The sequence below is a fragment of the Sphingomonas sp. Root720 genome (assembly GCF_001428605.1).
In the GTDB taxonomy this organism is placed as follows: domain Bacteria; phylum Pseudomonadota; class Alphaproteobacteria; order Sphingomonadales; family Sphingomonadaceae; genus Rhizorhabdus.
In genome coordinates, this window is record NZ_LMID01000013.1 from 703910 (window position 1) to 730748 (window position 26839).

Consider the following 26839-nt stretch of genomic DNA (forward strand, 5'->3'; position numbering starts at 1 on the left):
CCCGCGACGCTGTCCAGGATGGGCTGCAGGCATCATATTTCCGTTTCGGCAAAAAGGGATCGGGGGCTGGACATCAGCCGCGCGACGGTTGCGCCATCGGCTGGTCGCGCGGATCGTCGCTGACCGCCGGGGCCGATGCGATCGTCAGGATCCGCGCGACGCCGTCGCCGACGTTCAGATAGGCATGGCCGACATTGCTGTCGAAATAGATCGACTCGCCCATCTTCAGCCGCAGCGGGGCATAGAGTTCGGTGTGAAGCTCGACCTCGCCTTCCAGCACGAAAGCGAACTCCTCCCCGGCATGGCGCAGCAGGCCGTCGAAGGCCTCGATCGATCCCGCGTGCAATTCCATGATGATCGGCGAGAAGCGTTTCGCGACCAGTTCGTCGGCCAGATAGCGATAGCTGTAGACGCCGGCCTCGATCACGAAGCCGGCATCCTGGCGATGGACGCTGCGGCGGCCGAGAAAGGATTGCGGATCGACGGTCGTGCGCGGGCCGGTCGAGAACAACCGGGTGATGTCGACTTCCAGCGCGCCCGCCAGGCCGATCAGCTTGTCATAGGTGAGCGACCGCTGGCCATTTTCGATCTTGGAGAGGGTGGAGATCGCCAGGCCGCTGCGCCGGCTGGCGTCCGCCAGGCTCCAGCCCCGATCGTGGCGGATCGCCCGCAGCGCGGTGCCAAGCGTGGATTTGATGTCGACTGCCATCGGCCCGTCCGCCTCAGACCGGCTGCTCGATCGATACCGACGGGGTGGAGAACCATCTCGGCCCCGTCTCCGTCATGTAGAAGCAGTCTTCCATCCGGACGCCGAACTCGCCGGGGATGTAGAGGCCGGGCTCATTCGAGAAGCACATCCCCGGCTGCAGGACCCCGCCCTCGCCGCGGACGAGGTTGATCGGTTCATGGCCGTCGAGACCGATGCCGTGGCCGGTCCGGTGCGACAGCCCCGGCAGGCGATAGCCGGGGCCGTAGCCGAGCTTCTCGTAATAGGCGCGGACCGCATCGTCGACGCTGCCCGCCGTGACGCCGACACGGGCCGCGCGGAAGGCGACCTGCTGGCCGCCCTTCACGTCGTTCCACACCTTGCGCTGACGCGCCGTGGGGGTGCCGAAGACGAAGGTGCGCGACACGTCGGACTGATAGCCGTCGACCGTGCAGCCGCAGTCCATCAGGATGATCTCGCCCGCTTTGACGATCTGCGGCTTGTCCGATCCGTGCGGATAGGCGGCGGATTCGCCGATCAGCGCATCCTCGAATTCGGAGCGGCCGCCCAACCGCTCGGTCGCGTCCTTCATGATCGCCTGCACGTCGACATGGCGCATGCCCTCGCGAATCCGCGCGATGGTGTGGCGATAGGCGGCGATGGTGATGTCGGTGGCATATTGCATCAGCGCGATCTCGGACGCCGACTTGATCATGCGGCAGCCGCGCACCACCCCCGCGCCATTCTTCACCGTCACCGTTGGCAGCGCCTTCTGCAGCCCGTCGATGATGAAATAGCGATTGGTCTCCTCGGTGCCGATCGCAGCCGAAGCCAGCCCCCGCTCCGCGAGGAAGCCGGCAACCTTCGCGAGCGGATTCTCGTCCTCGAGCCAGGTGCGGACGTCGGCGGGCACCGCCAGCGTCTCGCGCACCGACGGCTCCTCGAAAAAGGGCGTGACCAGCGCGATCCCGCCCTGCGCCGGGATGATCGCGCAGGTCAGCCTTTCGCTGCGGCGCCAGTGCACGCCGGTGAAATAGACCAGGCTGGATCCCGGCTCGACGATCAGCGCGGCCAGCCCCTGCTGCCGCATCAGAGCCTGCGCCTTGGCGATGCGGGCCAGATATTCCAGGCCGGCGATACCGGCCGGCCGTCCGGGCAAGGGGGAAAGCCCCTGCTCCGCCGCGACGCCCGCCATCTCCGCCCGCGCAGATCCGGCCGCGACCAGCGCCAGGCCGGCCACGCCATATGTGAGGAACGCCCGCCGTTCCATGCCCTGAAGCTCTGCCATGGATCCTCGCCCTTCGCCCAAGCTGTATTTCCGTTTTGTATATTATTTTCCTAATTGTCAAATCTAGCTGTCCGCAATAACGATGGCCGTCCCGACCGGCTCCTCCTTCGAGAAGACCGGCGCCGCCGAGGCAATGCCGATGATCCTTGTCCTATTGCTGGTGCCCCTCGGTCTCATGGCGGCCCTTTATGCAGGCGCGCTCCTCCGGCGCTGCATCGCGACGCACGCGCTGCGACCGAAGGCCGAAGCCGTCGCGCTGGGCGCCGTCACCAACTTCTTCGACACGCTGGGGATAGGCTCCTTCGCGCCCACCATGGCCTGGATGAAGTTCCGGTCGCTCGTCCCCGACAATCTCATCCCGCCGACCATGCTCGCGGGCCATTCGCTCCCCACGATCGTGCAGGCGACGGTCTTCCTGATCCTGCTGGGCGTGCAGGTCGACCCATCCCTGCTGATCGGATGCATCGTCGCGATGATCGCCGGCGGCTATGTGGGCGTGCCGCTGGCACGGCTGGCGCCGGTGCGCGTGGTGCAGGGCTTCGTCTCGATCGGCCTGTGCCTGGCGGCGATATTCTACGCCTTGGCGAATCTCGGCTGGATGCCCGGCGGGGGCACCGCCGCGGCGCTGCCGATCGGACTGATGATCGCGGCGATCGCCGCCCATGCCGTGCTGGGCATATTGCTCAATTTCGGCGTCGGCGCCTACGCCCCGACGCTGGCGATGCTCAGCCTGTTCGGCATGGATCCGCGACTGGCCTTTCCGATCATGACCAGCGCAGGCGCCTTTTCGATCAGCACCTCCGGAATCCGGTTGGCGCGTGCGGCGGATATCGACCTGCGCGTGGTCCTGGGCATGGCTATGGGCGGTGCTCCGGCGGTGCTGGTCGCCGCGTTCCTCGTGCGCGACATGCCGGTCGAGCCGCTGCGCTGGCTCGTCGTTGTTATCGTCCTCTATGCTGCGGCGATATTGGCGAGGGCCGCGCTGCGCGAGGGTCCGGGCGGTTGAACGCCTGGCCTCCGCCCTCCGATGGGCGCTCGGCGAGATAGAATTTCCGTTTCGTACAAATTGTTGCCGCTGGGCCGGCGGACGAGTTGCAATCCCACCCGTCCGGTCATAGGTCTGGTCCGATCGTCGGGGCAGGCTGGAGCTGAGAGCGCATGGACAACAGGGCCGAACAGGCACTGACGCTGGCATCCGCCTTGCGCTCGATCCGTCAGGAGCATGGCTGGACCCTTGCCGACGCCTCCAAGGTCACCGGATTGTCGATCTCTACCCTGTCCAAGATCGAGAACGGCCAGCGGTCGCTGAGCTACGACAAGCTCGTCGCCCTCGCCGCAAAGCTGTCGGTCGATGTCTCGCGCCTGTTCGGCGATCGTACGCGCCCATCGGCCCCGCCCCCGTCCTTCGCGGGGCGGCGCAGCGTCCATCGAACGGGTGAGGGCTTCCAGGTCTCGACCCGACCCTATACTTACAATTATCTCGCCCACGATCTCATCAAAAAGCGCTTCATCCCGTCGCTTATCGAAATCCATGCGACATCGCTGGGCGATTTCGAGCACATGATGAAGCATAAGGGCGACGAGTTCGTCTATGTGATCGAAGGCGAGATCGAGGTGCATACCGAAATTTACGCACCGCTCCGCCTCAGAGCGGGGGAGAGCGTGTTCTTCGACAGCGGCGTGGGCCATGCCTATGTGAAGATCGGCGACGCAACAGCCAGGATTCTTTGCGTGGATTCCGATGTTGACGACGTGGTCAGCGACGAGGCGATTTCTCCTTATCCCCTTACAAGTGATCGTTGATCGCGATGCGCCGGGGTCGATGGCGGTGAGCCTGCTTCAAGGCGCTTATCTAAATCGGGCCGACCAACCGCTCCAGAGAGGATCGATAGCGTCGGCGCTCAGGCAGTGGCAAATAGCCTGCTTTAGGTCGTAAACTCATAAGCGCGGAGCCGTAGCCGCATTGAGGTGAGTTGGACCATGGCGAGGATGTCGGCGGCGAGCTTGTCATATCGGGTGGCGACACGGCGGAGGTGATTCAGCCTGGAGAAGAACCGCTCGATCAGATTGCGCTCGCCGTAGAGGCGCTTGCTGAAGCAGGGTTTCCACTTCCGATTGGATTTGGCCGGGATGTTCGGCGTGGCTCCTCGCCCCTCGATCAGTTCACGGATGCGGTCAGCATCATAGGCCTTGTCTGTCATCACGACGGTGTGCGGACCGAGATGGTCAAGCAGGGTGTCAGCGACCAGTCCGTCGTGCGCCTGTCCTGCCGTCAGGCCGAGCCGCATCGTTACGCTACGCGGCAAGATATCTCGATCTTTGCAACGCAATACGCTCGCCCAGCGCTCCGGTCGGCATAGCCGGCGCGAGCCGCGCTTCATTTAGGCGGCAGGCTTTCCCATTGCGGGAAGGGTGAAGCAGAATTCGGCACCGCCCTCCTCGTGGTTCGAAGCGGTAATGAAGCCGTCATGCGCCATGACGATCGAGTGGCATATGCCAAGGCCTATCCCTAGACCGTCCTCCTTCGTGGTAAAAAACCCTTCGAAGATACGGTCGATATGGGCGTCTGGAATCCCCGGGCCGGTGTCCCTAATTGACAAAAACAGTCTATTCTTATCGTCCGTCCCCGTTCGAATGGTGATGAGGCCATCACCGAGACGCTGCGTCGCCAAGGCCTGGATACTATTAAGCAGGAGGTTAACGATCACCTGCTGGAGCTGAATGCGATCGCCTTCTGACTGCGGCATGTCCCGGCCGAAGGCCGTCGATATCCGGATGTTTCGCGATTCGATCTCATGGCGCAAAAACGATAACGATTCTTGGGCCACCTTGTTGATGTCGAGGGCGGACCGTTCTGGTTGACGCTTTGCGGCCATGCCCCGAATGCGCTGCACGATGTCGTTCGCGCGGCGCGCTCCTGCTGCGATCCGCGTCGTCAGCTCTTTGACCTTGGCGAGGTTCGGATCTTCGCGCGACAGCCAGCGCAGGCTGGTCTCGGCATTGGTGAGGATCGCGGCGAGCGGTTGATTGACTTCGTGCGCGATCGACGTGGTCAATTCCCCGAGCGTCGAAATCCGCGCCGCATGGGTGAAATCCGCCTGAAGCTGGCGGAGCTGCGCTTCCATCTGAAGCTGTGTGGTCACATCCTGCACGCTGAAGATGGTGACGTCCAACTCGCCCGGCGGGATCGGGTAGGTCACGGAAAGCTGCACATCGACGATTCTGCCGTCGAAGGTGCGGATCTTGGTCAGTTCGCTGTGGCTCGCCTGGCCATTGAAGCGGCCGACCATGACATTCTTCAGCGTGGCGCGGCTGGCCGCGAACAGGAAGCCCGCCGGGCCGTTCAGATCGAGCGCGCTGTTGCCGGCGAACATTTCCACCGCCCGGCGGTTGACGTCGGTTACGGTGACTGTTTCATTCGCGAGATCGAGAAGCTCCGGGTGATCGTCTAGATATTGGCTGAAATCCTCGACGCCGCTGGATTTCAGCCCGGCGTAGATCTTGCCCATATTGCTGGCGTCGACCTGAAGCAGCGCCGTCGGCATGTAATGGATCAGCTTGCGGTAGCGCGCTTCGCTGGCGCGCAGATAGAGATAGGAGCGGTCGTCGTCGGCGGTGCCGTTCACGGCGACGAAGACCCGGTTCGGCCGGTCGCTCAACCACAGCGTCACCACCGGCTCACGCAGGATCCCGTCGGAGGCGAGCTGTCTCCGGCAGATTTTTCCAGGCGTGTTCGCCGATGCCGCCTCGACGAGAAGATCCGCCAGGATGGCACGGCTGTCGAGGGGCCAGAACGCCGCGACAGACTGCCCGATCATCACCGCGCGACCGCGGTTTCCGCCGACCAGGCGGACGGTGCGGTCGTTGACGTCGATGACGCGGGCGGCCTGCACGATATCGAACAGCCGTGCTTCCCGTCCCACTTCGGCCGAATCTGCCGCGATGATCTCTTCGATGATCGTTCGCGCGTCGCTGATGTCGATTTCCCAGCTTGCCGCCGTCAACCGATCGGGGATGTGCCAGTCGCTCCCACCCGATTCGTTTTGCGTCAGCGAGCGGCGCCCATATTCGACCACTTCGCCGGGGGTGCCGTCGGCATGAAAGCGGACATATTGCCTGACATCGGCGGTGACCAGCGTGCCGGAGAAGTTGCGGCGAGTGACTTGCCCCTGCCAGACCCCCTCCTGCAGCAGCAGGCGCCAATGGTTCTGCTCCTTGTCGTTCTGCTCCGAAAGCCGGTCGATACTCTGGCCGACGATCGTCAGCGCGGGCCAGCCGTAGAGGGCTTCGGATGCGGGATTCCAATATTGGACGGTGCCTGCATGATCGAGGATGATCACGCTGTCCGAGGCCATGTCGGCAATGTGGAGGTCCGGCCTTGCCGCCATCGCGCCCGACACGGTGAGCGTCATTGCCCGATCCCGAGGGCGTCGTTGATTGCGCCGAGCAGCGCATTGTCCGCGACCGGCTTGGTCAGCCAGGCGCGGGCGCCCAAGGCGAGCGACTGTCCGCGACTTTGCTCGTCGATCACCGAGGTCAGTACGATGGCCGGCAACGACGATCCGAGACTGTGCAGATGCTGCAACAGCTCGAGCCCGTTCATGCCGGGCATGCGGATATCGGTGATGAGGCAGTCGAAGGCGAGGCGTCGATATTGCGCCAGGAAGCTGGAAGCGCCGTCAAAGGTGCGACAGGCAAAGCCTTCCACCATCAGCAGATCGGACAAGGCTTCACGGATCGCCTCATCATCATCCACGATTGCGACCATATGGACCTGGGACAAAGCGAATCAATCCTCATACTGGGCAACCATGGCCGACATGTGCTTGTCGCGCGCTCGGCGCCCGACGGTAATCATACCAAGGTGTAGGGTCGGGTTTAGACTCTAGGCGGGTTTGGCCTCGCGGATATTGGCGGGCAGGTTCTCCCAGGCCCGGATCAGTTCCCCGATCGACGCGGCACCCATCTTCTTCATCACATTGCTGCGATGGAGTTTGACGGTGATCTCGGTGATGCCGAGATCATAGGCGATCTGCTTGTTGAGGCGCCCTCGCGCCACCTCGCGCATCACCTGGCCCTCGCGCGGCGTTAGCTTCGAAAAACGGTCGACATGCTGCTGGACGATGCGCGCACTTGCCCGTTGCACGGCGTCGCGCTCGATGCCCGAGATGACGGCGTCGATCAAAGTCTGGTCGCGGACGGGCTTGGTCAGGAAGTCGACGGCGCCCGCCTTCATCGCCTGGACCGACATGGGGATGTCGCCATGACCGGTCAGGAAAACGATCGGCTTGGTTATACCGCCCGCGGCCAGCCGCTGTTGCAGGTCGAGGCCGCTCAGTCCGGGCATCCGCACGTCGAGGACGAGACAGGCCGTCTGTTCGAGCGACGGGGAGTCGAGCAATTCGCGGGTCGAAGCATAGCAGAGCGCATCGAGCCCAACCGATAGCAACAGCTCGCGTATGGCTTCGCGAACGTCCTCGTCATCGTCGACGATGAGGACGAGGGGTGGCTCTTCCGCAGTGGCTGCGTCGGTCATCATATATCCCCTGTCATCTGCGCCGTGGCGGGATGATATGAATCCCGACCATGGACGCAAGGGCGGGTCCGGAACGATTTTCCGTATCCGTCACAGCAACGCCATGCCGCCATCGGCGCGCAGATTGATCCCTGTCCCGATCGGCCCAACGTTCAGGACGCGGTCCTGGGCCATGGCGGGAGCCAGTTTCACGTCGACCGACTTTTGCGTGCCGGCCAGCCCGTTTCGGGCGTCGGCGACGGGCAAGGTGTCGATCGGTGCAGCGCGCACGAGGACGCCGACAAAGCCCTGGGTGCTCGGTTCGAGAGCCTGGGCAAGTGTGGGCGGACCCGACAGCACTGACAGGCCAACGCAAGCCGGAATATTCGACATGACCATCTCCTTTCGATCGTGATCGGCGTCTGGCCGCGCAAGCGCGGACGCTGTTGGGTGTTGGGTAGGGCCGACCGGGCGCTGGCGGGGTGGGATTGGCGCGCGCCGGCCGGCTTGGCAGGATGATCAATAATCCCAGAAGCCCGCCACCCAGCGGAAGGCATCGCCGCTGATCGCGACGCGGCCGACGGACGGGAAAGGCAGGTGCGTAGCGACCAGCAGTTCGCCGGTCGCGGCAGCCTCTCGGAGTAGGGCGATCCGCACGCGCACCGACTCGGTGGGGTCATGCTCGAAGCCATTGTGCCAATCGGGATGATCGAACCCGACCGGGAAGATGGCATCGCCAGCGAAGACCAGCCGCTCGCCACCCGACACCAGGCGGACCACGGCGTGGCCGGGCGTGTGGCCGCCGGTCAGATGCGCGGTGACGCCCGGGGCGACCTCGACATCCCGCTCGAACGTCCGCAGCTGGCCACGATAGGCGTCCATGAACTGCGCGGCGGTCGAGCGGAGCACGTCCGGCACCGGGTTCGGCATTTCGGTGTTCGAGAAATCGGGCGTCGCCCAGAAATCGACTTCGGCCGCCGCGACGTGGATCCGCAGGTCGGGACGCAGCCGATCTTTCACATCCTGGACGAGCAGGCCGCCGATATGGTCCATATGCATATGGGTCAGGACGACGTCGGTGACCGACGCCAGATCTATTCCGGCCGCGGCGAGCCGCTGCGGAAAGAGGCCGGCGCGCGGGAAACCGGGAAACTGCCCGCCCAAACCGCAATCGACCAGGATGACGTGATCCCCGCTCCGCACGACGAGCACGTTCAGCGGCCAATCGAACGCGTCTGGCGGCAGGAACATGGACTCGAGCCATGCCGCCCGGATCAGTGGATCTGCATTGGTAGCCATGGTTTCGGTGGGCAGGGGCAGGACCCCGTCGCTGACCACGAGCACATCGAGCTCGCCGACCCGCAGCGCGTACCGCGACGGGACCATGTCTTCGGTGCCCGGATCGGCGGGGCGTGCGATAATATCCAGCTTCATGTTCTTCCTCCTCATCCGCCGCCTCATCGCGACAGGGAGAAAACTAGGTCGGTGCGGATCGGCGGTCGATTTGGGTCGAGGGCTGGAGCGGGCCATACGATGGTATAGGTCCCGGCATCCGAATGGCGGGGCGGCTGATACCTCGAGCAGTGGCCGCGGGCGGGTTTGCGCTAGGCGCACAGCTTCGATCCTACAGCCAGCGATGCGAACGGAAATCGGACGAGCGGATGCCGTCGCGGCTGGGATGCCGCCTTGAGGGCGCTGACATGTGGGCTAGGCATCGGAAGCACCGGCGGGTATCGCCATGCCAACGGGGCGCGAGCGTTTTATCGCTTCGAGCGCAATAGCACGCGGCCTGTGTAGGCTGCGATTGAGGTCGCTGTCGGTGGAGACAGGTCTGGCAGCGCCCCGGCGCTATGCGCCGCCTGGTGCGGTTTGTTTCAGCGGCGGGGACGAGCGCCCGCCAGCAGCCGGCGCACTTCGGCCAGCGCTGCATCGGAGTAGCCGGCGGTGCGGATCCGGTCGATTTCCATCGGCGGCAGCGCTTCGTCGTTGGTACGCAGCAGGATGCAGTAGCGGCGCAGTGCCTCCAGCTTCGGATCTGCCAGTTGGTTCACCGGGCGAGATCCGAACAGCCGACCGAACAGGCGCGCCATGCCCACGGGCGGGTAGATGCTGGAGCGATGATCGAAGAGGGAGATCGCCACGACGCATTGCTCGCGCCCGGTAAGCCCCGGCGGCAGCGACTTCTGCGCGCTGGCCGGATGCCCGACAGGAGCATCGGCAGTGGAAGGCGGCGTGGAGATCTCCAAGCATTCGGTGCCAGACCAATTATGCGTTTCGAGAAGCATGGCGCAGCTCCTTTGGGGGGAACGGCAACGGGAAATCGATGCCCGAAAGCCCGTTGCCGTCGGTGTCTTGGTTGGCGGCGGCCCTCAAAAGTCGATCGTGCGGGCGGCCAGGACATTCTCATAGGCCGCTGCCCGATCGGCGGCGGGGGGATAGATCCAGACCTCGTTGATCTCCTTCTTGATCCCCTTGGCCTGGGCGCCGGTGACTTCGACCTTCGAGTCCCAGCCACGAGCGAAGATGGCGTGATCCGGACCCAGATCGAGGCAGACGACATAGGCCGGTTGATCATAAGGCAGCGTCGGTTCGCCGAGCAGATCGGCGGCGGCATTATGCCCGGCGAACGCGCCGAGGCGGCGGGCATGCTGGCACGACATTGCGGCGACGTTGCCCTGACTGTCGGTCTGTGCCTTCGCAGTGTCGCCGGTCGCGAAGATTTTCGGCGCTCCCGGTACGCGAAGGTCGGGTTCGACGATCGTGCGACCGAGATTGTCGCGATCTGCCGGAAGTTGGGCGGTGAGCGGCGATGCGCGCATTCCGCCAGACCAGATCACCGTGGAGGTCTCGATGCGCTCGCCGTCGCTGAGCGTAACGCCATCCGCATCGAGCGCGGCGACGCCGACGTTGAGCCGGGTCTCGATGCCCAGCGCGCGCAGTCTTTCTTCGATGAAGGGCCGTGGCTCGTCGCCCATCGCCGCTGCGACATGGTCCGAGCGATCGACGATGACCACGCGAACGGCGCTGTCCTCGCCGAGGATCTCGCGCAGGCGGGCGGGCATCTCGGTCGCATATTCTAGACCGGTGAACCCTGCGCCCCCGACGACGACGGTGTTGCGGCCGGGCGATGCCGCCTTTTCCGCCAGCCCCTGCAGGTGACGATCGAGCATGACCGCTTCGTCCAACTGCGTGGCGGCAAAGCCGAATTCGGCCAAGCCCGGGATGGGGGGGCTGAAACCTTCGCTGCCGGCAGCGAGGACCAGGCGCTCATAGGGCAGGCTGCTCGTGCTGCCATCGGACGCTGCGACGGTAATGGTCGACGCGCCGTTGTCGATCGCTTCGACGCGGCCCACATGATGGCGGATGTCAGTAGCTGCGAACAGGTCGGTCAGAGGCGCGACCATGGTCTCGGGATTGCGTTCGTACAGGCGCGGGCGGATGACCATCACCGGCTCCGGCGACACCACCGTGATCGCCAGTTCATCCGGCGACACACCCTTTTCGTCACGCATGCGCGACGCTTCGAGCGCGGCCATCGTCCCTGCGAAACCCGAACCGACGATCAATATGTTCCTGGGCATGATCCTGTCCTTTTCCTGAAATTCGAATGAGTTATCCGAAGGAATATCTCGCGTCCGAAATCTCTTTCGACAGCGTCCGTTGTACGGGAGGGAAGAAAAGGCGTCGAGAATGAGGGATCCTATACTAAGGTTCAGCGTCGCCTGTTCGCGGGGTTAGCCGAACGTCCGCTTCCGCGTGTCTTCGGCTAGAAGCGGACGGGCAGTTCCCGACCAAACCACGTCGTCCGCGGGTCGCGCTTTCAACGACAGCTTCTGCTAACACCCGTCGCTCGGCCGGCGTGAAACCGTCTGGCAGCAACACGCCTCAATGTCGGTCGTTCGAGGTCACTTCCGGCTGTCCCGTAAGCTGCCGTTCGCGCGGCCGTCCGAGTCCTGGGAGAGCTGCGCACCGATGCTGGCAGATCGGTCAGGGTCACGGATTCAGCGAGATTGTCGCGCATATAGGCTTCGGCGCGCCGAACGCTGTCGGGAAGTGGCCCGTGATTGGCGGTAACATCGGAATGGTGCAGCACCAGATGCCGCACCAGCAGATCGAGCACTGAGGTCCCCAGGCCCGTCATGCGGCAGCGACGCCTGGGTCAGGATGTAGCGGACGAGATCGAGCGTGCCGGAGACATCGTCGGAAGCGGCTGACATCAGCGGAACGCGGCGATTGCAGATACGTCGACCCACCCTGGTCCGGGCCTGGGCGGGATGTCGGACCACCTGGTCGCGGCCCGACTCCGACGTTTCTGGCCCGCGCGGCCGCCCGTCATCCAGCCGATCAGCCGATCAGCCGATCTTGCGGAGATAGTCGAACGACGTCCGGATTTCCTTCATCGGGTCCGCCGAACGATCATATTCGACGTAGAAATGATCGACCCCCGCCTTGCGCGCTTTTCGGATCAGCGCCTTGAGATCGATGATGCCACCGCCGACGACGGTGAAATCCCCATCGGGCGCCATATCCTTGACGTGGACGAGCCGGAACCGCCCGGGATAATTGTGCAGATAGGCGATCGGGTCGGCCTTGGCCTTGCGAAACCAGTAGAAGTCCATCTCCATCTTCACCCTGTCGGGATCGGTACCCTTCAGGATGAGGTCGTAGATCACGTCATTGCCCAGCCGCGCCAGTTCGCGGTCGTGGTTGTGGAAGGCGAAGGTCAACCCTTCCCGCGCGCACGCCTGGCCCGCGGCGTTGAAGGCGCGGATGAAGGCGTCGAGGATGTCGCGCGTCGCCAGGTGCGGTGTCATCAGGATCGGCCACACCACATAGGACTGGCCCAGGATCTTGGCCGAGCGGATCGCTTCGTCGACCAGGGCCGCGGCCTTGTCGGGCTGTAGCAGAGCGACATAATTGGCACGGTTCTGCTCGGTGCTGATCTGGCGCTTCGACCAGGCCGAGAAGGACGCGTACAACTCGGTCGAGGCGATATGCTGCGACGGCGACACCAGGCCATATTTGTCGAGCAGACCACGCACGAGCGCAGGATCCCGCCCGAAGCTGCCGATCGTCTCGACCTCCTTGTAACCGATGCGCGCGATTTGGCGCAGCGTCCCTTCGAAATCCTGCTCCAGCGGCGCAATGACGGTGAAGAGCTGCAACCCCCAACGCCGCGCCGCTCCCCGATGTGCCGCCCATCCGGTCGCCGGCAGCGCCCCCGCCAGCATGGCGAGCGCAGACCGTTCCAGAAACTGCCGTCGATCCATCGCACTGACTCCTGAGAATAAAGATGTAATCGTTATCATCGTTCAATTTGGACGCGGCTTTGTCAATGGCAGTCCTATCGATCGACACGATTTCCGCCGACCAAATCCCGACGGGGAGCAGTTGACATCCGATGTCCCGGGAAGGCACCACCGTAATCGGTTACATATGCAGGAGGCGATGATGCCGAAGAAGAGGGTTCGTTGGTCGCTGGCCATAATGACGGCAGCGGCGGTCGCCATGGGCAGCGTCGCGGGCAGCCCCGCATCGGCGCAAGACCTTTCGGGCACCTTCGTCCACCACGTCTATTTCTGGCTCAAGCAGCCCAACAGCGCCGGGGATCGCGCCAGGCTCATCGACGGACTGAAGACGCTGTCCTCGGTGAAGACGATCAAGGCTCACCATATCGGCGTTCCGGCCGCGACCGACCGGCCGGTGATCGACAAATCCTATTCCGTCTCTTGGATGCTGGTCTTCGCCAGCAAGGCGGATCAGGATTCCTATCAGGTCGATCCGATCCACCTCGCGTTCGTCGAGCATCTGTCGCCGTTGTGGGAGCGCGTCGTCGTCTATGATGCGGAAGCGATCGACTGAACCGGCTTCGACCGCGCGATCAGCGCTGCTTTTCCGAAAGGTCCAGGATCTCGATCCGGCGGAAGTCGATCGGATGGCCCTCCCCCTGCAACGAGATATAGCCCGACGTCAGGCTGACGGTGCGCGCGCCGCCGGCCAGATACACCGGCATGGCGGTAAGGTCGGTCGGGTCTAGTTCTGGCTTGTCGAACTTGGCGACCTGCACCCCGTCGACATCGACGGTCGTGGTGCTTCCGGCGTTGACCTCGATCTCGACATGCACCCAGGCTTCACCCTCATAGGGCCGGGATGACGACAGGACGCAGTGCGTCGGCACCCTTTTGCCGTCGACCGCCACGTTCGTGCCGGGCGTACAGATGTTGCCGGTCGTCTTCTGATCGGCCCCCTCGCCGTTGAGCAACTGAATCTCGATCGAGATCGGAAAGGGCTGGTCGAGCCCGATCGTGGCGGGCACCTGCCCATAGATCATCACGCCGCTGTTGCGCTTGCTCCAGGGAGGGCCGCCGGGCGTGTCGGTACCGACGAATCGATAATCGAAGCGCAGCCGATAGCTCGAGAAAGGTCGATGATAGATAAGGTGCGCAAACTGATCGAAAAATGACGGATACCGATCATAGCGCACGTGCAATATGCCGTTGGCCGCCTCGAAAGTGCGGTAGGCGTTTTCGCCCAGCGGATGATGATTGATCTTGGGGATCCAGCCATCGAGGCTGCGGCCGTCGAAAAGGGGATGCCATTCGGCAGCCTGCGCCGGGCCATTGCCGAGCGCGGTCAGCGCGACCAGGGCCATTACCGCCCCGATCGCGCCTCGCTTGTGTCGACCCCGACGGCCCGGAGCCCGCAGCGATCGACTTTTCATCAGAAGTTGTAGCTCAGACGGGCGCCGTAGGTCCGCGGCGGCGTGAGCTGGTAGGTATAGGCTCCGAACAGGCCGCTGGCCGCAGCGGCTGTGATGACCTTGCGGTTCTCGATATTGCGGATCCAGCCCTGCAGGCTCCACTGATTGTCGGGAGCGGTGTAGGTCAGCATCATGTCCGTACGCGAGAAATCGCCCTGGCGCTCTCGACCGAAGTTGGTGAAGGCGAGATAGGATTCGGTCTCGTAGTGCGTCTGGATCCGCGGCGTCACCTTGCCGTCGCCGACCATGATGTCATATTCGAGTCCGGCACCAAGCTGCCACTTCGGCGAGCTCGGGGGCGTGTTTCCGGCATATTGGACTGTGCCGACGAGGAAGTCCTTGAACTCGGCGTCCATGTAGGCGACCGAACTGTCGAACCTCAGGCCAGAGATCGGCTGAAAGACGGTTTCGACCTCAACGCCGCGGATCTTCGACTTGCCGGCGTTGAAGATCGCCGTGAAGCCGTTGTTGAACTGGCTGATCTGCTGATCCTTGTAATCGTAATTATAAGCAGAAATGTTCAGCTGCAGGCGATTGTCGAGCAGACGGGTCTTCGTTCCGATCTCGTAGGACGTGATGTTCTCGGGGCCATAGGGAACGTTGCCGATGTTCTGCACGTCGCTGAAACCACCCGCCTTATAGCCGGTATCGCGCTTGATGTAGACCAGGATCCGCGGATTGATCTGATAGTTGGCGGCAAAGTGGGTGGTCCACTTGCTGCTGCTCGTGCTCACGTCGGTCGGAACATTGCCGATACCGGTATAGGCGGTGTTGGTCGTGTTCGCATAACCGCGCCGCGCCTTGTAATCCTTCGAATAGCGGACGCCGGCTTCAAGCTGAAGACCGGGAATGATCTCGTACGATGCCTGGCCGAAAGCCGCCTTCGAACGTGCGATGACGCTCGGATAGATGAAGGCGAAGCGGGCAAGCGCCTGACCGGGGGCGATCGGGCTGGTGAACGTCGAGAAGAAGGTCTCGGTGCTGTTCTTCTCGCGGAAGTAGAATGCGCCGGCCTGCCACTTGAACGGACCATCGGCGTTCGATGTCAGCCGAACCTCGTGCTGCCAGTCGCGCGCATCTTCGCTGGGAAGGAAATAGGCGTCCGACTTGGCGATGCCGTCGAGATCGCGCACCTGGCGATACTTCTGGTTCCGGTAACCGCCCAGATAGGTCAGGGTCGCAAAGTCGAAATCATAGTCCGCGGTCAGCTGGATCGACTTGTTGGTGCCGTCGAGACTCTGCCGCGGAAGTCCCAAGACCGAACCGTTCCGATCGAGCGGCGGGCGCACGTTGTTGTTGACGGGTCCGTTGAACGGCACGCCGTAGAAGGTCGGACCAACGCCACCGATGCTCGTCACCTGGCCCGACAGCAGCAGCGAAAGCCGCTCGGTCGGCGTGAACTTGACCTGGAGGCGACCGGAAACGGAATCGGCGTCGTCGCCGTCGCGGCCATTATAGTTGTTCTTCCGATAACCGTCGCGCTTGTTCATCATGAACGATGCGCGCGCTTGGATCGTGTCGGACAGCGGGACGTTCACGGCGCCTTCGGCGGTGATCGCATTATAATTTCCGTAGCCGATCGATGCCTTGCCGCTGAACTCCTTGGTCGGCTTCGCGGTGATGACGTTGATCGCACCGCCGGTCGCGTTGCGGCCATAAAGCGTCCCCTGCGGGCCGCGCAGCACTTCGACGCGTTCGAGATCGTAGATCGTGTCGTTGAAACCGAATGGCCGCTGATAATAGAAGCCGTCCTGGCTGATCGAAACCGCCGGATCACCGATTTCGGTGGTGTCGCGGCTCGAAACGCCACGGATCGTGATGATGGTGTTGACCGAGTTCTGGGCGAAGTTGAGGCTCGGCGCCAGAGAGGTGAGGTCGAGCAGGTTGGAAACGCCATTCCGCTCGAGCGCGCTCGCATCGAGCACCGACATGGCGATGGGTGTCTTCTGCGCCGTCGTCTCACGCTTTTCGGCGGTCACGACGATTTCCGCGATCCCCACGCTGTCGCCGGTATCGGCGTCCTGAGCCATGGCGACGCTCGGAGCCAGGATCGCGGCAGCCATTGCCGCCCCCATCAACAGGCGCCGCTTTTCGAAAGTTACGAGTCTGGCCATATCGTCCCCCTTTCCGGACTTGATGTTGGTAGAAATATGATGACCGCCGAGATCTTGGCGACCCCTTGGATTTTCGCTGGAACCGATCGAGCCGCGCCTCTTGGCTGCGGCATGCTTCCGATGTCCGGACAAGCCATACCTCCCAATCATGCCTCCGACTCCTCTCGCCAGAATGTTATCGATTACATAATTCGTGCCAAAAGCGCGGTTTTTCACCACTTTCGGCTTGCACCCATTGGGGTCACGCCTAAATGGTATCGTTTACATCTTACATTTTGGGACAGAATGGAAGCGCAATTTATCGGGCGCCCGTCATCGAGCATGAAGCTGGTCCGCTGAAGTGCGATCACAGCAATCGCTTCGCCGAGTTCCGCCATCGATTTATAGCGGAAAGCCTGTTACGCGTTCGGCATTCTAACCTGTAAAGTGTGCAAAAAAGTGACGAATATCCGAGATATCGCTAAGCTGGCCGGTGTATCTGTCGCTACCGTGTCTCGCGCACTTACCAAGCCGGAAGTCGTGCGTCCGGCGACGATCGAAAAGGTCAAGCGCACCATCGCGGCGCTCGATTACAGCCCCAATGCGGTCGCGAGCAGCCTGCGCCGACAGCGCAGCGACAACATCATCGTCGTCGTTCCCAACATTCACAATCCTTTCTACTCGGGGATCGTGCAGGGAATCGAGAACATCGCCCATGACAATGGCTACAAGATTCTGCTGGGCGAGACGCAGGACAATCAGGATCGGCTGGATCGTTACACAGCGATGATTGCGAGCCGCGGCGCCGACGGCCTTGTTCTTCTCGGCTCGCTGCTGCCGACCGTGGTGCGCGAAAGCATCAATGCTGGAAAGGAATCTCCCGTCCCGCTGGTCCTCGCTTGCGAACGTTTCGATGGTCTGTTGAGCCCCAGCGTGGAAATCGACAACGTCGCCGCATCGCGCCTCGCGACCGAGCATCTGCTGGGTCAGGGGCATGAACGCATCGGCACGATCAGCGGGCCGTCAGCCAATACCCTCAGCGTCGATCGCCTCCAGGGCTATCGCGCAGCACTTCGGAAATCGCAGATTCGCTTCGATCGACAACTCGTCGTCGAGGGCGATTTCTCAATTCGGTCGGGCTATCAGGCCATGCTTCAGCTCTTGGCGCTGAACCCTCCCCCCAGCGCGGTCGTCTGCGCCAATGACGAAATGGCGATCGGCGCCCAGAAAGCCGCCCGGGAATTGGGGCTCGACATGCCGGAGGACCTTGCGGTCGTCGGGTTCGACGATATTCGGTTCGCACAATATGCCGTGCCGCCCCTCACGACCATTGCCCAGCCGACCATCGAGATCGGCGAGACCGCGATGCGGCTGATGATCCGGGTCCTCACGGCCAGCGTCGCGCCAGGCGAGCGCGTCGTGTTGCCCCACGAACTGATCGTGCGGGAATCGACGGGACGGCGGTTGTCGACGGCGCCCCCGCGACGCGCACGCCCGACACGGCGCGCCAAGAGCTAGACGCCCCCCAACGTGCAAAGCCCATTGCAGCACGAAATGTAATCATTTACATCGGATGGCAATCGACGCTTGGTTCCACCCATGGCGTGACAAGATTTTAAGGGAGCAGGATCATGGACGTGGGCTTCGAAAGCAACGCGCGTGGTGATGGTTTAGAGATACGGCGTAACCGCATCTTCCTGATCATGATCCTGTCCCTGTTCGCCGCCGCCGGGACCGTAGCGCTCCGCGCAGCGATAGCCTCGCATATCCGTGCGGATTTCCTGGATCCGCTCGATCCGCTGCACGCCAGCGAGAATCTCGGCAGTGTCCTCGGCACCGCCTTTGCCGGCTTCTCGGTGACCTTGCTTGTCGTCAGCCCCCTGCTCCACATCATAACGATGCGCCGCGCGCTCATCGGCGCCGCGTCGCTTCTGATCATCGGCATGGCGCTCGTGGCCGGTGCGGGCCTGATCGCGCAGGGTCCGTCCATCCTATGGCTTCTGACCTTCGCGACGCTGTTGCAGGGCATTGGTTGGGGCCTGGTCGAGGCGGTCATCAATCCGCTGACCAGCAGCCTCTATCCTGACGAGAAGACCCATTGGCTCAATATGCTGCATGCCTGGTATCCGGCGGGGATCGTCGCCGGATCGCTGCTCGGCCTGGGTATAGACGCGGTCGGAATCGACTGGCGCTGGTCGGCCGCGCCGTTGGCTGCGATCGCCTTCACTGTCTTGCTGCTCGCGCTGCGTGAGCGCTTCCCCGCTGCTACCGATGTGACGCAGGGCACGTCGATGCGCGAAATGCTGGCCGCTGTGATCCGCCAACCCTCTATTTTCCTATGGTTTGGCGTGATGACGATGACGGCCGCGACCGAGTTCGCGCCGGGCCAGTGGGTCGATTTCGCGCTCAGCTCGATCGTCGGCATGCGCGGCATCCTGCTGCTGATCTATGTGAGCGTGCTCATGTTCGTTATGCGGCATTTCGCCGGCCCGCTGGTGAAGCGGCTTTCGAACGTGGGGCTTCTCTTCACCTGCTCGATCTTCGCGGCCTTGGGCCTCTATGGCCTCAGCCTCGCCGACAGTCCCTTCACCGCCTTTGCCGCCGCGACGGCCTGGGGTATCGGCGTCTGCTTCTTCTGGCCAACGATGCTCGCCACGGTGGCGGAACGCTATCCCCGCGGCGGAACGCTGGTCTATGGCCTTATGGGATCGGCCGGCGCCGTCGCGACCTATATCGTCCTTCCGCAGCTGGGTCGCATCTATGACGAGGCCAAGCTTGCCGCGGCCGGCGGCGCGGAACAGCTGGCGCAGCTCAGCGGCGAAGCGCTGCAAGCGCCGCTGCGCGCTGCCGCGACCGCCTCCTTCCAGGCGGTCATGCTCATCCCGCTCGCGCTCGTTCTGGTCTTCGGCTTCATCGCCGTGAACGACTGGCGTCGCCGCCGATAGGCGATCGATCTGGAGCGGGGCCGGCAAGTCACCCCGGTCGACCGGCCCCGCCCCCGCCATCGCGATCAAGGTTCGCTCGATCGAGGGGACTCTGTTACAATGCGTTCTGCTTGATGCGCTCCGCGGCATAAGCGGCCGCGCGCGCCGTCAACGCCATATAGGTCAGCGATGGGTTCTGGCATGCCGACGACGCCATCGCCGCACCGTCCGTCACGAACAGATTGGCGACGTCGTGCGCCTGGTTATGTGCATTGAGGACCGACGTTGTCGGGTCCTTGCCCATACGCGCACCGCCCATCTCGTGGACGGCCGTACCGCCCAGGCCGGGCTCTTCCGAATAGCTGAGCACCTGGGCGCCGAGGAGGGCTACCATCTCCTTCGCCTCGCGCCCCGCCTTTTCCAGCAGGCGGCGCTCATTCGCTCCATAGGAAAAATCGATACGCGTCTGGGCAATACCGAAGGCGTCGACCTTGGCGCGATCGAGCGTGATCCGGTTGTCCGCGCGCGGCAGGCATTCCGCAAAGGCGCCAAGCAGCATGTTCCATTCACCCGGGCCATGGAGCTTTTCCTTGAACGCCTTGCCGACGCCCTCCATGGCGGCGCCGCGTGCCCAGCCGCGGCGATAGGCGCCGCCCTGATAGGAGTAGCCACGCAACAGTTCGGATTCGCGATTGTCGAGATTGTAGAAGCGCGGAATGACGATGCCGTTCGGGCGATTGCCGAAATAGCCATGGTCGAGAAAACCGGGAACCTCCGCGACGACCGACATCGTCAGCGCGTGATCCATCAGATAATGACCCAGCGTGCCACTGCTGTTGGCCAGGCCATTGGGCTGCGCATCGCTCGCAGAGCGCAGCAGGACGCTGACGCTGTTGATCGTTCCCGCGCATAGGAAGACCGCCTTGGCGGTGTAGGTCTTGCGTGATTTGGTCTTTGTATCGAGCACCCTGACGCCTGTGATCCGCTTAGTCGCGACATCATAATCGAGCGAGTCGACCAGACTGTCGGTGATCAGGGTCAGGCGTTCCGTGGCCCGCGCGGCCGGAAGCGTCGAGCTCTGTGTGCTGAAATAGGCGCCGAACGAACAGCCGCGCGCGCATATGTTGCGATATTGGCAGGGCGAACGATCCCCTTTGGCTTCGGTCATGTTCGAACTGCGGCCGATGACCAGCTTCCGGTCGGAATAGGCTTCGTTCATCTTGGCCTTGAGCGCCAGTTCCACCGCGTTCATCGCCATGGGTGGCTGAAAATGCCCGTCAGGAAGCTGCGGAAGCCCTTCCTTCGATCCCGAGACGCCGATGAACTGCTCGACATGATCGTACCAGGGGCTGACGTCGCTGTAGCGGATCGGCCAGTCGCAACCATGGCCGTCGGCGGCATTCGCGCCGAAATCGACGTCGCTCCAACGATAGCATTGCCGCCCCCAGAGCAGCGACTTGCCACCCAGTTGATAGCCGCGCCGCCACTGAAACGGGTCCTTTTCCGTGGTCTGGTACGGATTCTCGCGGTCGTTGGCGAAATGGGTATAGGTCCATTCGTTGAACGACATTCCCTTGCTCTGGATCGCATAGTCTTCGTCGAACAGCTTGGGATCGCCATGGCCGCGATATTGGAGCTCCCAGGGCGCGAGCATCTCCGTCTTGTAGTCCGTCTGATGCTCGAGCATCGGGCCGCGCTCGATCAGGAGGACCGACAAGCCGCGTTCGGTCAGTTCCTTCGCGGCCCAGCCACCGGTGATGCCCGACCCAACCACGATGGCGTCGAATTGTTCGCTCATGTCTTCATCGCTCCCTTGCGGATCGAAAGGCCCTGCCAGTCATTGGAGAGCGCCTTTTGACCGGGCCCGATCGGTATGTCGGGATCGTAGCGCCCCGGCACGGGCTCATAATCGAGCTCCTTCGAGCCGCCCGCCTCGGAGGTGTAATAGCCGACCAGAACCAGTGCCTTATAGGTCAGCCAGACGCCGTCGATCGGAACATTGGCGCCGAAGCTCTCTGCATCGAGCCCCGTGACGATCCCCAGTTTCTGGCTCGCGGACCGCGACAGAAAATCACCGCCGGCGCGGCGATTCAGTTCACGCTTGATGGTCTGCAGCAGATCGGCCGGCGCCCCGAGAATTCTTCTCTCCACGGCGCGCGAGACGAATATGAAAGCGTCCGCCGCTCCGCCGCCGGGTGTATCCGTGGGCGGGATGATGATGTCGCCGACCGTCCGGAACAGCGGCGCCAGACCGGCATCGCCGGCTGCGGGTCCCGCGAGCGCACCGGACATGAGCAGGGCGGCAAGCACGCCTCCCGCCCGCAGGGCGGTGCGGCGGTCCATTGCGGACGCCAGCATGCCTATATTCGCACTCGGATCTGAATCTCTAGCCACGTTCAGCCCCTCTGGATCGGCGTCTCGATTCCGTCGATGCCTCCGCCCTGCTCCCGAGCGATATCGAAGCTTTCGCCGACCGAAATGAAACCGTTTTCACACTGCAACCGCACCTCCGATTCTGTCAAGATCGGTCGATCTATATGCTCGATTTGCTGCGCTGTATCGACTCCGCCATGTCCGACGGCAGGCTGTCATCGACGACTATTGTAATTGTTTACATTGCTGCTTAAACCGAAACCGGAAAGGGGAGACGATGCACCCGGTACGGATGGCGATGATTGGTGGCGGCCCGGGATCCTTCATGGGTCCGGTTCACCGACGCGCGGCAGCCATGGATGGCCTCATACAGCTGGTCGCCGGCGCCTTCAGCACCGATGAAGCCCGCAACCGCGCCGCAGCGGTGGACGCCGGCGTCTCGGCCGAACGATCGAGCACCGATGCGATCGCCCTGCTCGACCGCGAAGCGGCGCTGCCCCCCGGACAGCGCGCGGAACTGGTCAGCATCGTGGCTCCGAACGACGTCCATGCCGAACTGTCGGTGGCAGCGTTGCAGCGCGGCTTCGCGCTGTTTTGCGAGAAGCCGCTGGCGCGCGATATCGGTGAAGCGCGCGCCTTGGCGGATTTGGCGGCGGCGCACCGCGACCGGATCGCGGTCGCCTATACCTATCAGGGCTATCCGATGGTTCAGGAGGCACGCGCGCTGATCGCCGCCGGGGTCCTTGGAGACCTGCGCCGCGTCACCGTCAGCTACACCCAGGGATGGCTCTCGGAGCGCGTCGAGCGCGATGGCAATGCCCAGGCGGCATGGCGCACCGATCCGGCCCGATCCGGAGCGAGCGGCTGTCTCGGGGACATCGGCGTGCATGCGCAGAGCATGGTAGAGTTTCTGTCGGGAGAGACGATTTCCGAGGTGATGGCCGATCTGAAAAGCAGCTTCGACAGCCGCAGACTCGACGATGACGGCAGCGCACTCTTCCGTCTTGCAGGTGGAGCGAGCGGAACCCTGATCGCCAGTCAGATCTGCGCTGGCGACCAGAACCGTCTGGAGGTCGCACTGTTCGGATCGAAAGGCTCGCTTCGCTGGGCTCAGGAACAGCCGTCCCAGCTGACCCTGACCGACGGCGCCGGTCGCTCCACCACTCTCTCGGCAAGCCCGGCCATGCTCTCCGATCCCGCCGCACGGGAAGCCCTGCGACTGCCCGGCGGGCATCCGGAAGGCTATATCGAGGCTCTCGCCAATCTCTATCGGGCTTTCGCCCTCCATCTCCGCGGCTCCGAAGGCCATGCCTTGGCGCTGCCGACCATCGATGCGGGACTGCGCAGCCTCGCTTTCGTAGATGCCGCCCTGGAAAGCAGCCGGACCCGCACGTGGGTCACGGTGAAGAACTGATCGCGCCGGAGCCCCTCATGCGCACCCTCAAAGGCCCCGCCCTCTTCCTCGCCCAGTTCATGGGTGACGAGGCACCGTTCGACAGCTTGGCCTCTATCGCCCCATGGGTGGCCGAATGTGGGTATGTGGGCGTTCAGCTGCCGTCGAACGACGCCCGCTGCATGGACCTGGCGCTCGCCGCCGAAAGCGACACCTATTGCGACGAACTGAAAGGCACGCTCGCCGAGCATGGCCTCGTCATCACCGAGCTTTCGACGCATATTCAGGGACAGATGATCGCCGTTCACCCGGCCTATCGAACCCTATTCGACGGCTTCCTGCCCGAAGCACTGCGCGGCGCCTCGGACAGAGAACGACTGGATTGGGCGAGGCAGCAGCTGCTGTTCGCCGCCAAGGCGAGCCGCCGCCTGGGGCTCGATGCGTCCGCCACCTTCTCGGGCGCGCTCCTCTGGCACACCGTCTATCCCTGGCCTCAGCGGCCGGCGGGCCTCGTCGAGGAGGGGTTCGCCGAACTCGCGCGGCGCTGGGGTCCGATCCTCGATGCCTATGCGGATGTCGGCGTCGACCTTTGCTATGAGATCCACCCCGGCGAGGATCTGCACGACGGCGTCAGCTTCGAGCGGTTCCTCGAGGCCGTCGGTAACCATCCTCGCGCGTCGATCCTCTATGATCCGAGCCACCTCTATCTGCAGCAGATCGATTATCTCGGCTTCCTCGACCTCTACCACGAGCGCATCAAGATGATGCACGTCAAGGATGCCGAGTTCAGGCCGGACGCCCGCAGCGGCCTCTATGGCGGCTACCAGAGCTGGGTCGATCGCCCGGGCCGGTTTCGCTCGCTGGGCGATGGCCAGATCGATTTTGGAGCGATCTTCTCGAAGCTGGCGCAATATGATTTCGCCGGCTGGGCTGTGGTCGAGTGGGAATGTGCGCTCAAGGATTCGGGCGTCGGCGCGCGCGAGGGCGCCGCATTCGTGCGGCGGCATATCATTCCCGTCACCCAGCACGGTTTCGACGATTTCGTCGGCGGCAAGGCCCGCGACGACCAGCGCAACCGCGACATCCTCGGCATCTGAGCAGACCGGCGCGATAACCTCGAAGGTCGAACTCGGAATTTGCCAGCATTTATGTTACCGATTACATTATCGACTGGCGGCAGATAGACCGCTGAATATATTTGGAGGCGTGATCTGATGAACCGGAGGCACTTTCTCGCCAATGCGGGCGCCCTTGCCGCACTGTTCGGCGCCGCCCCTTCCCTCGCCGCCGGTCAGGCGAGAAAGTTCGGTATCCAGCTCTTTTCGATCCCGAAGCTGCTCGAGCAGGACTATGCGAAGGCGATCGCCTTTCTGGCAAAGCTCGGATACCGGGAGATCGAAACCTACGGGCCGTACACGTTCAGCGACCCGAAGCAGATCGAGAACTGGAAACGGATAACGACCAGTCTCGGCTTCTCGGGCAGCGGCTTTTTCGGGAAGACGCTTCAGGAGGCACGGTCGATATTGCGCGCCAACGGCATGACCGTGCCATCCATGCACACCGATCTGCTGACCCTCCAGAACCATATGGGGCCTCTCGCCGAAGCCGCTCACCAGCTTGGCGCCACCTATGTCACCCTTCCCTCGCTTCCCGAGCAGCATCGCAAGACACTCGACGATTTCAAGCGCTCCGCCGAACTCTTCAATGAAGTTGGCGCTGATGCGAGCAGACACGGCGTCAAATTCGCCTATCACAATCACGGTTATGGCCTAAAGCCGACCGATGGCCAGCGCCCTCTCGACATCCTTCTGAGCGGCACCGATCCGGCCCATGTCTTCTTCGAGCTCGATATCTACTGGACCGTGGCGGGCGGCGGCGATCCCGTCGATTATCTGAACCGCTACAAGGGGCGGTATCGAATGCTGCACCTCAAGGACATGAAGCAGATCCATCACTTCGACGGGGACGGCGGCACCCCCGATCAGTGGATCAAACTGTTCCCGTACATGACCTATCTCGGCGATGGTGCGATCGACCTCAAGGCCATTCTCGCGGCGGCCGAACAGACCGGCGTCGAGCATTACTTCGTCGAACAGGATACCGTCAGCGATCCGGAAACCGCGCTGCGCGAGAGCGCGAATTATCTGCTGAAGGCCGGTTTCAAATAAGCTGGATCATTCTCCGGGAGCGCACCTTCGACGGGTCGCTCCCGGGTCTTGCCAGATGCGCCAGAAAAGAACGGGTGGACTGACGCCTCCGTCGTCCCACGGTCATTCCATCAGGAACGCTCTAACCCCGCCGCCGCCTTGGCGCGCCTGACGATGTCTGCGGTATCGGGCTTGCCGGGTGGGACGACCCAGCTTCCGCCCACGCAGAGCACGGCATTGAGCGCGAGCCAGTCGCGGGCATTGTCTTCGGTAATCCCGCCGGTCGGGCAGAAGCGGGCGGCGGCGAGGGGTGCTGCGAGCGCCTTGAGCGCGGGGATGCCGCCATTGGCCATGGCGGGGAAGAACTTGAAATGGGTGAGCCCCATGTCGAGGCCGCGCATGATGTCGCCGGCGGTGGCGGTGCCCGGCAGGAAGGGCAGCCCGGTGCCGATCGCGGCATTGGCGAGCCGGTCGGTGAGACCCGGCGAGACGAGGAAGCGCGCGCCCGCGTCCAGGCTCGCCTTGACGTCGTCGGGGGTGAGCACGGTGCCCGCGCCGACGACGGCGCCCTCGACCCTGGCCATCTCGCGGATCACGTCGAGCGCGCAGGGGGTGCGCAGGGTGACCTCGAGCGCGGGGAGRCCGCCTTCGACCAGCGCCTCGGCGATCGGGCGGGCGTGGGCGACGTCATGGATCACCAGCACCGGGATCACCGGGGCGAGGGTCATCACCTGSTCGACGGTCATGGTCTTTCATCCTCCTGATAGGCGGCGGCGGCGCCCAGCAGCCCGGCTTGCGGGTGGCGRGCGAGACGGATCGGAAATTTGGCCATGCGCGCCTCGAAGCGGCCCTTGGCGCGGAAGCGGTCGTGGAACARCGGGCTTCTGAGCCGCTCCTCGATACGGTTCGACAACCCGCCGGTGASRACRACGGCATTGGCGCCGTGGGCGAGGGCGAGGTCGCCCGCTACTGCACCGAACGCCATGGTGAAGCGGTCGAGCGCCTGGGCGGCGAGCGGGTCGTCCCCGCCGGTCGCCGCCTGCCACAAGGCCGCGTCGTCGCGCGGTACGATCGCGTGGCTGCCCACCATCGCCAGCGTCGCGTGGATGTCGGCGAGCGCGGGGCCGGCGACGATCCGCTCGACCGAGACGCGGCGGTGGCGCGCGCGCAGGCGGGCGAGCAGCGNCATCGCCAGCGTCGCGTGGATGTCGGCGAGCGCGGGGCCGGCGACGATCCGCTCGACCGAGACGCGGCGGTGGCGCGCGCGCAGGCGGGCGAGCAGCGTCTCCTCGAAGCCGTCCAAGGGGGCGAAGTCGATATGGCCGCCCTCGGTCGGCAGGACGATGCGGCGGCCGCGGCGGCGCAGCAGCTGGGCGACGCCCAGCCCGGTGCCGGGGCCGACGACGGTGGTGACGCCTTCGGCCGGCAGCGGCCCTGCGGGYCCGCCGAGATGGACGAGCTCGTCGCCGCCCAGCACCCCGACCGCCGCCGCCATCGCCGCGAAGTCGTTGTGGAGCGCGACCCGCGCGATGCCGAGCTCGGCGGCGATGCTCGCCGGGCGGATCGTCCAGTCGTTGTTGGTGAAGCGGATCAGGTCGCCGTCGACGGGGCCTGCGACAGCGATGCTGGCGACGGGCGGG

24 protein-coding genes and 2 pseudogenes are annotated in these 26839 nt (G+C 63.7%); 8 read left to right on the forward strand and 18 right to left on the reverse strand.

The genetic code is table 11. From position 1 onward, the window contains the following. Positions 1–73 precede the first annotated feature (73 nt). Both ASE22_RS20700 and ASE22_RS20705 read right to left on the reverse strand, forming a co-directional pair. Positions 74–709, reverse strand: a complete 636-nt coding sequence (locus tag ASE22_RS20700; protein ID WP_056364016.1) for a helix-turn-helix domain-containing protein — start codon at positions 707–709, stop codon at positions 74–76. 13 nt (positions 710–722) lie between these two features. Beyond that, the gene (locus ASE22_RS20705; RefSeq protein ID WP_235536468.1) at positions 723–1994 is read right to left on the reverse strand and encodes a M24 family metallopeptidase; all 1272 of its coding nucleotides are present in this window, start codon (positions 1992–1994) and stop codon (positions 723–725) included. Positions 1995–2076: 82 nt separating this feature from the next. Here ASE22_RS20705 and ASE22_RS20710 point away from each other — a divergent pair, with 82 nt between their 5' ends. Together ASE22_RS20710 and ASE22_RS20715 are read left to right on the forward strand one after the other, a co-directional pair. Beyond that, positions 2077–3000 carry a sulfite exporter TauE/SafE family protein gene (locus tag ASE22_RS20710; protein WP_200933127.1) on the forward strand — a complete coding sequence of 308 codons (924 nt, stop codon included), beginning with the start codon at positions 2077–2079 and terminating at the stop codon, positions 2998–3000. A 152-nt stretch (positions 3001–3152) separates the two neighbouring features. Next, the gene (locus tag ASE22_RS20715; protein ID WP_056364020.1) at positions 3153–3797 is read left to right on the forward strand and encodes a helix-turn-helix domain-containing protein; all 645 of its coding nucleotides are present in this window, start codon (positions 3153–3155) and stop codon (positions 3795–3797) included. 122 nt (positions 3798–3919) lie between these two features. Here the strand turns inward: ASE22_RS20715 and ASE22_RS20720 are convergent. The 9 genes and pseudogenes from ASE22_RS20720 to ASE22_RS20760 form a co-directional block, all read right to left on the reverse strand. Continuing rightward, positions 3920–4279 (reverse strand): annotated as a pseudogene (locus tag ASE22_RS20720) (transposase); the annotation flags it as partial. A gap of 96 nt (positions 4280–4375) precedes the next feature. Next, positions 4376–6406 (reverse strand): ATP-binding protein, encoded by a 2031-nt coding sequence (locus ASE22_RS20725; protein WP_056364022.1) that lies wholly within the window; start codon positions 6404–6406, stop codon positions 4376–4378. Continuing rightward, positions 6403–6762, reverse strand: a complete 360-nt coding sequence (locus ASE22_RS20730; protein WP_235538182.1) for a response regulator transcription factor — start codon at positions 6760–6762, stop codon at positions 6403–6405. Before ASE22_RS20730 ends, ASE22_RS20725 begins: the two co-directional genes overlap by 4 nt. Before the next feature lie 117 nt (positions 6763–6879). Beyond that, positions 6880–7530, reverse strand: coding sequence for a response regulator transcription factor (locus ASE22_RS20735; RefSeq protein WP_056364214.1), 651 nt, complete (start codon positions 7528–7530; stop codon positions 6880–6882). A 90-nt stretch (positions 7531–7620) separates the two neighbouring features. Continuing rightward, positions 7621–7902, reverse strand: coding sequence for a hypothetical protein (locus ASE22_RS20740; protein ID WP_156397183.1), 282 nt, complete (start codon positions 7900–7902; stop codon positions 7621–7623). 126 nt (positions 7903–8028) lie between these two features. Further along, positions 8029–8943 carry an MBL fold metallo-hydrolase gene (locus ASE22_RS20745; RefSeq protein WP_082545379.1) on the reverse strand — a complete coding sequence of 305 codons (915 nt, stop codon included), beginning with the start codon at positions 8941–8943 and terminating at the stop codon, positions 8029–8031. A gap of 440 nt (positions 8944–9383) precedes the next feature. Continuing rightward, complete coding sequence (locus tag ASE22_RS20750) at positions 9384–9794, reverse strand: hypothetical protein (protein WP_056364027.1); 411 nt, start codon at positions 9792–9794, stop codon at positions 9384–9386. A gap of 84 nt (positions 9795–9878) precedes the next feature. Further along, positions 9879–11090, reverse strand: coding sequence for an NAD(P)/FAD-dependent oxidoreductase (locus ASE22_RS20755; protein ID WP_056364029.1), 1212 nt, complete (start codon positions 11088–11090; stop codon positions 9879–9881). A 771-nt stretch (positions 11091–11861) separates the two neighbouring features. After that, complete coding sequence (locus tag ASE22_RS20760) at positions 11862–12779, reverse strand: sugar phosphate isomerase/epimerase family protein (RefSeq protein ID WP_056601636.1); 918 nt, start codon at positions 12777–12779, stop codon at positions 11862–11864. A 217-nt stretch (positions 12780–12996) separates the two neighbouring features. On the opposite strand from ASE22_RS20760, the gene ASE22_RS20765 reads away from it, so the two are divergent. Then, a complete protein-coding gene (locus tag ASE22_RS20765; protein ID WP_056364216.1) occupies positions 12997–13371 on the forward strand; it encodes a Dabb family protein in 375 nt (124 codons plus the stop codon). A 19-nt stretch (positions 13372–13390) separates the two neighbouring features. On the opposite strand, the gene ASE22_RS20770 is transcribed toward ASE22_RS20765, so the two are convergent. After that, a complete protein-coding gene (locus tag ASE22_RS20770) occupies positions 13391–14161 on the reverse strand; it encodes a 3-keto-disaccharide hydrolase (protein WP_056364032.1) in 771 nt (256 codons plus the stop codon). A 68-nt stretch (positions 14162–14229) separates the two neighbouring features. After that, positions 14230–16383 carry a TonB-dependent receptor gene (locus tag ASE22_RS20775; RefSeq protein WP_056364034.1) on the reverse strand — a complete coding sequence of 718 codons (2154 nt, stop codon included), beginning with the start codon at positions 16381–16383 and terminating at the stop codon, positions 14230–14232. A gap of 438 nt (positions 16384–16821) precedes the next feature. Between ASE22_RS20775 and ASE22_RS20780 the strand changes: the two genes are divergently transcribed. Together ASE22_RS20780 and ASE22_RS20785 are read left to right on the forward strand one after the other, a co-directional pair. Continuing rightward, positions 16822–17880: a LacI family DNA-binding transcriptional regulator gene (locus ASE22_RS20780; RefSeq protein ID WP_056364036.1), complete on the forward strand. Its 1059-nt coding sequence runs from the start codon at positions 16822–16824 to the stop codon at positions 17878–17880. 113 nt (positions 17881–17993) lie between these two features. Further along, a complete protein-coding gene (locus ASE22_RS20785) occupies positions 17994–19307 on the forward strand; it encodes an MFS transporter (RefSeq protein WP_056364038.1) in 1314 nt (437 codons plus the stop codon). A gap of 94 nt (positions 19308–19401) precedes the next feature. Here the strand turns inward: ASE22_RS20785 and ASE22_RS20790 are convergent, their stop codons facing one another. Further along, the gene (locus ASE22_RS20790; protein WP_056364040.1) at positions 19402–21084 is read right to left on the reverse strand and encodes an FAD-dependent oxidoreductase; all 1683 of its coding nucleotides are present in this window, start codon (positions 21082–21084) and stop codon (positions 19402–19404) included. Then, entirely contained in the window at positions 21081–21644 is a 564-nt protein-coding gene (locus tag ASE22_RS20795) for a gluconate 2-dehydrogenase subunit 3 family protein (protein ID WP_082545378.1), read from the reverse strand. The genes ASE22_RS20790 and ASE22_RS20795 overlap by 4 nt, the downstream gene beginning before the upstream one ends. A 313-nt stretch (positions 21645–21957) precedes the next feature. Between ASE22_RS20795 and ASE22_RS20800 the strand changes: the two genes are divergently transcribed. The 3 genes from ASE22_RS20800 (at position 21958) to ASE22_RS20810 (ending at position 25220) form a co-directional block, all read left to right on the forward strand. Next, entirely contained in the window at positions 21958–23073 is a 1116-nt protein-coding gene (locus ASE22_RS20800; RefSeq protein WP_268801327.1) for a Gfo/Idh/MocA family protein, read from the forward strand. Between the two features lie 17 nt (positions 23074–23090). After that, positions 23091–24149, forward strand: a complete 1059-nt coding sequence (locus ASE22_RS20805) for a sugar phosphate isomerase/epimerase family protein (RefSeq protein ID WP_056364046.1) — start codon at positions 23091–23093, stop codon at positions 24147–24149. A 117-nt stretch (positions 24150–24266) separates the two neighbouring features. Then, positions 24267–25220: a sugar phosphate isomerase/epimerase family protein gene (locus ASE22_RS20810; RefSeq protein ID WP_056364049.1), complete on the forward strand. Its 954-nt coding sequence runs from the start codon at positions 24267–24269 to the stop codon at positions 25218–25220. Positions 25221–25330: 110 nt separating this feature from the next. Here the strand turns inward: ASE22_RS20810 and eda are convergent, their stop codons facing one another. The 3 genes and pseudogenes from eda to ASE22_RS27750 all read right to left on the reverse strand — a co-directional run. Further along, positions 25331–25945, reverse strand: a complete 615-nt coding sequence (gene eda / locus ASE22_RS20815; RefSeq protein WP_056364051.1) for a bifunctional 4-hydroxy-2-oxoglutarate aldolase/2-dehydro-3-deoxy-phosphogluconate aldolase — start codon at positions 25943–25945, stop codon at positions 25331–25333. Continuing rightward, positions 25942–26384: glucokinase (locus tag ASE22_RS27745; RefSeq protein ID WP_235538184.1), on the reverse strand; the 443-nt coding region annotated here is incomplete at its 5' end. The genes eda and ASE22_RS27745, both read right to left, overlap by 4 nt. A gap of 1 nt (position 26385) precedes the next feature. Beyond that, positions 26386–26839, reverse strand: a pseudogene (locus ASE22_RS27750) (glucokinase); the annotation flags it as partial.

Bases quoted from the DNA above. Each gene is read 5' to 3' on its own strand.
- ASE22_RS20750 (WP_056364027.1), bottom strand. From the start codon at position 9,794: ATGCTTCTCGAAACGCATAATTGGTCTGGCACCGAATGCTTGGAGATC.
- ASE22_RS20765 (WP_056364216.1), top strand. From the start codon at position 12,997: ATGACGGCAGCGGCGGTCGCCATGGGCAGCGTCGCGGGCAGCCCCGCA.
- ASE22_RS20810 (WP_056364049.1), top strand. From the start codon at position 24,267: ATGAACCGGAGGCACTTTCTCGCCAATGCGGGCGCCCTTGCCGCACTG.
- ASE22_RS20735 (WP_056364214.1), bottom strand. From the start codon at position 7,530: ATGACCGACGCAGCCACTGCGGAAGAGCCACCCCTCGTCCTCATCGTC.
- ASE22_RS20745 (WP_082545379.1), bottom strand. From the start codon at position 8,943: ATGAAGCTGGATATTATCGCACGCCCCGCCGATCCGGGCACCGAAGAC.
- ASE22_RS20755 (WP_056364029.1), bottom strand. From the start codon at position 11,090: ATGCCCAGGAACATATTGATCGTCGGTTCGGGTTTCGCAGGGACGATG.
- ASE22_RS20760 (WP_056601636.1), bottom strand. From the start codon at position 12,779: ATGGATCGACGGCAGTTTCTGGAACGGTCTGCGCTCGCCATGCTGGCG.
- ASE22_RS20725 (WP_056364022.1), bottom strand. From the start codon at position 6,406: ATGACGCTCACCGTGTCGGGCGCGATGGCGGCAAGGCCGGACCTCCAC.
- ASE22_RS20795 (WP_082545378.1), bottom strand. From the start codon at position 21,644: ATGCTGGCGTCCGCAATGGACCGCCGCACCGCCCTGCGGGCGGGAGGC.
- ASE22_RS20785 (WP_056364038.1), top strand. From the start codon at position 17,994: ATGGACGTGGGCTTCGAAAGCAACGCGCGTGGTGATGGTTTAGAGATA.
- ASE22_RS20700 (WP_056364016.1), bottom strand. From the start codon at position 709: ATGGCAGTCGACATCAAATCCACGCTTGGCACCGCGCTGCGGGCGATC.
- ASE22_RS20705 (WP_235536468.1), bottom strand. From the start codon at position 1,994: ATGGCAGAGCTTCAGGGCATGGAACGGCGGGCGTTCCTCACATATGGC.
- ASE22_RS20805 (WP_056364046.1), top strand. From the start codon at position 23,091: ATGCGCACCCTCAAAGGCCCCGCCCTCTTCCTCGCCCAGTTCATGGGT.
- ASE22_RS20775 (WP_056364034.1), bottom strand. From the start codon at position 16,383: ATGGCCAGACTCGTAACTTTCGAAAAGCGGCGCCTGTTGATGGGGGCG.
- ASE22_RS20770 (WP_056364032.1), bottom strand. From the start codon at position 14,161: ATGGCCCTGGTCGCGCTGACCGCGCTCGGCAATGGCCCGGCGCAGGCT.
- ASE22_RS20740 (WP_156397183.1), bottom strand. From the start codon at position 7,902: ATGTCGAATATTCCGGCTTGCGTTGGCCTGTCAGTGCTGTCGGGTCCG.
- ASE22_RS20730 (WP_235538182.1), bottom strand. From the start codon at position 6,762: ATGGTCGCAATCGTGGATGATGATGAGGCGATCCGTGAAGCCTTGTCC.
- ASE22_RS20710 (WP_200933127.1), top strand. From the start codon at position 2,077: ATGGCCGTCCCGACCGGCTCCTCCTTCGAGAAGACCGGCGCCGCCGAG.
- ASE22_RS20715 (WP_056364020.1), top strand. From the start codon at position 3,153: ATGGACAACAGGGCCGAACAGGCACTGACGCTGGCATCCGCCTTGCGC.
- ASE22_RS20790 (WP_056364040.1), bottom strand. From the start codon at position 21,084: ATGAGCGAACAATTCGACGCCATCGTGGTTGGGTCGGGCATCACCGGT.
- ASE22_RS20800 (WP_268801327.1), top strand. From the start codon at position 21,958: ATGATTGGTGGCGGCCCGGGATCCTTCATGGGTCCGGTTCACCGACGC.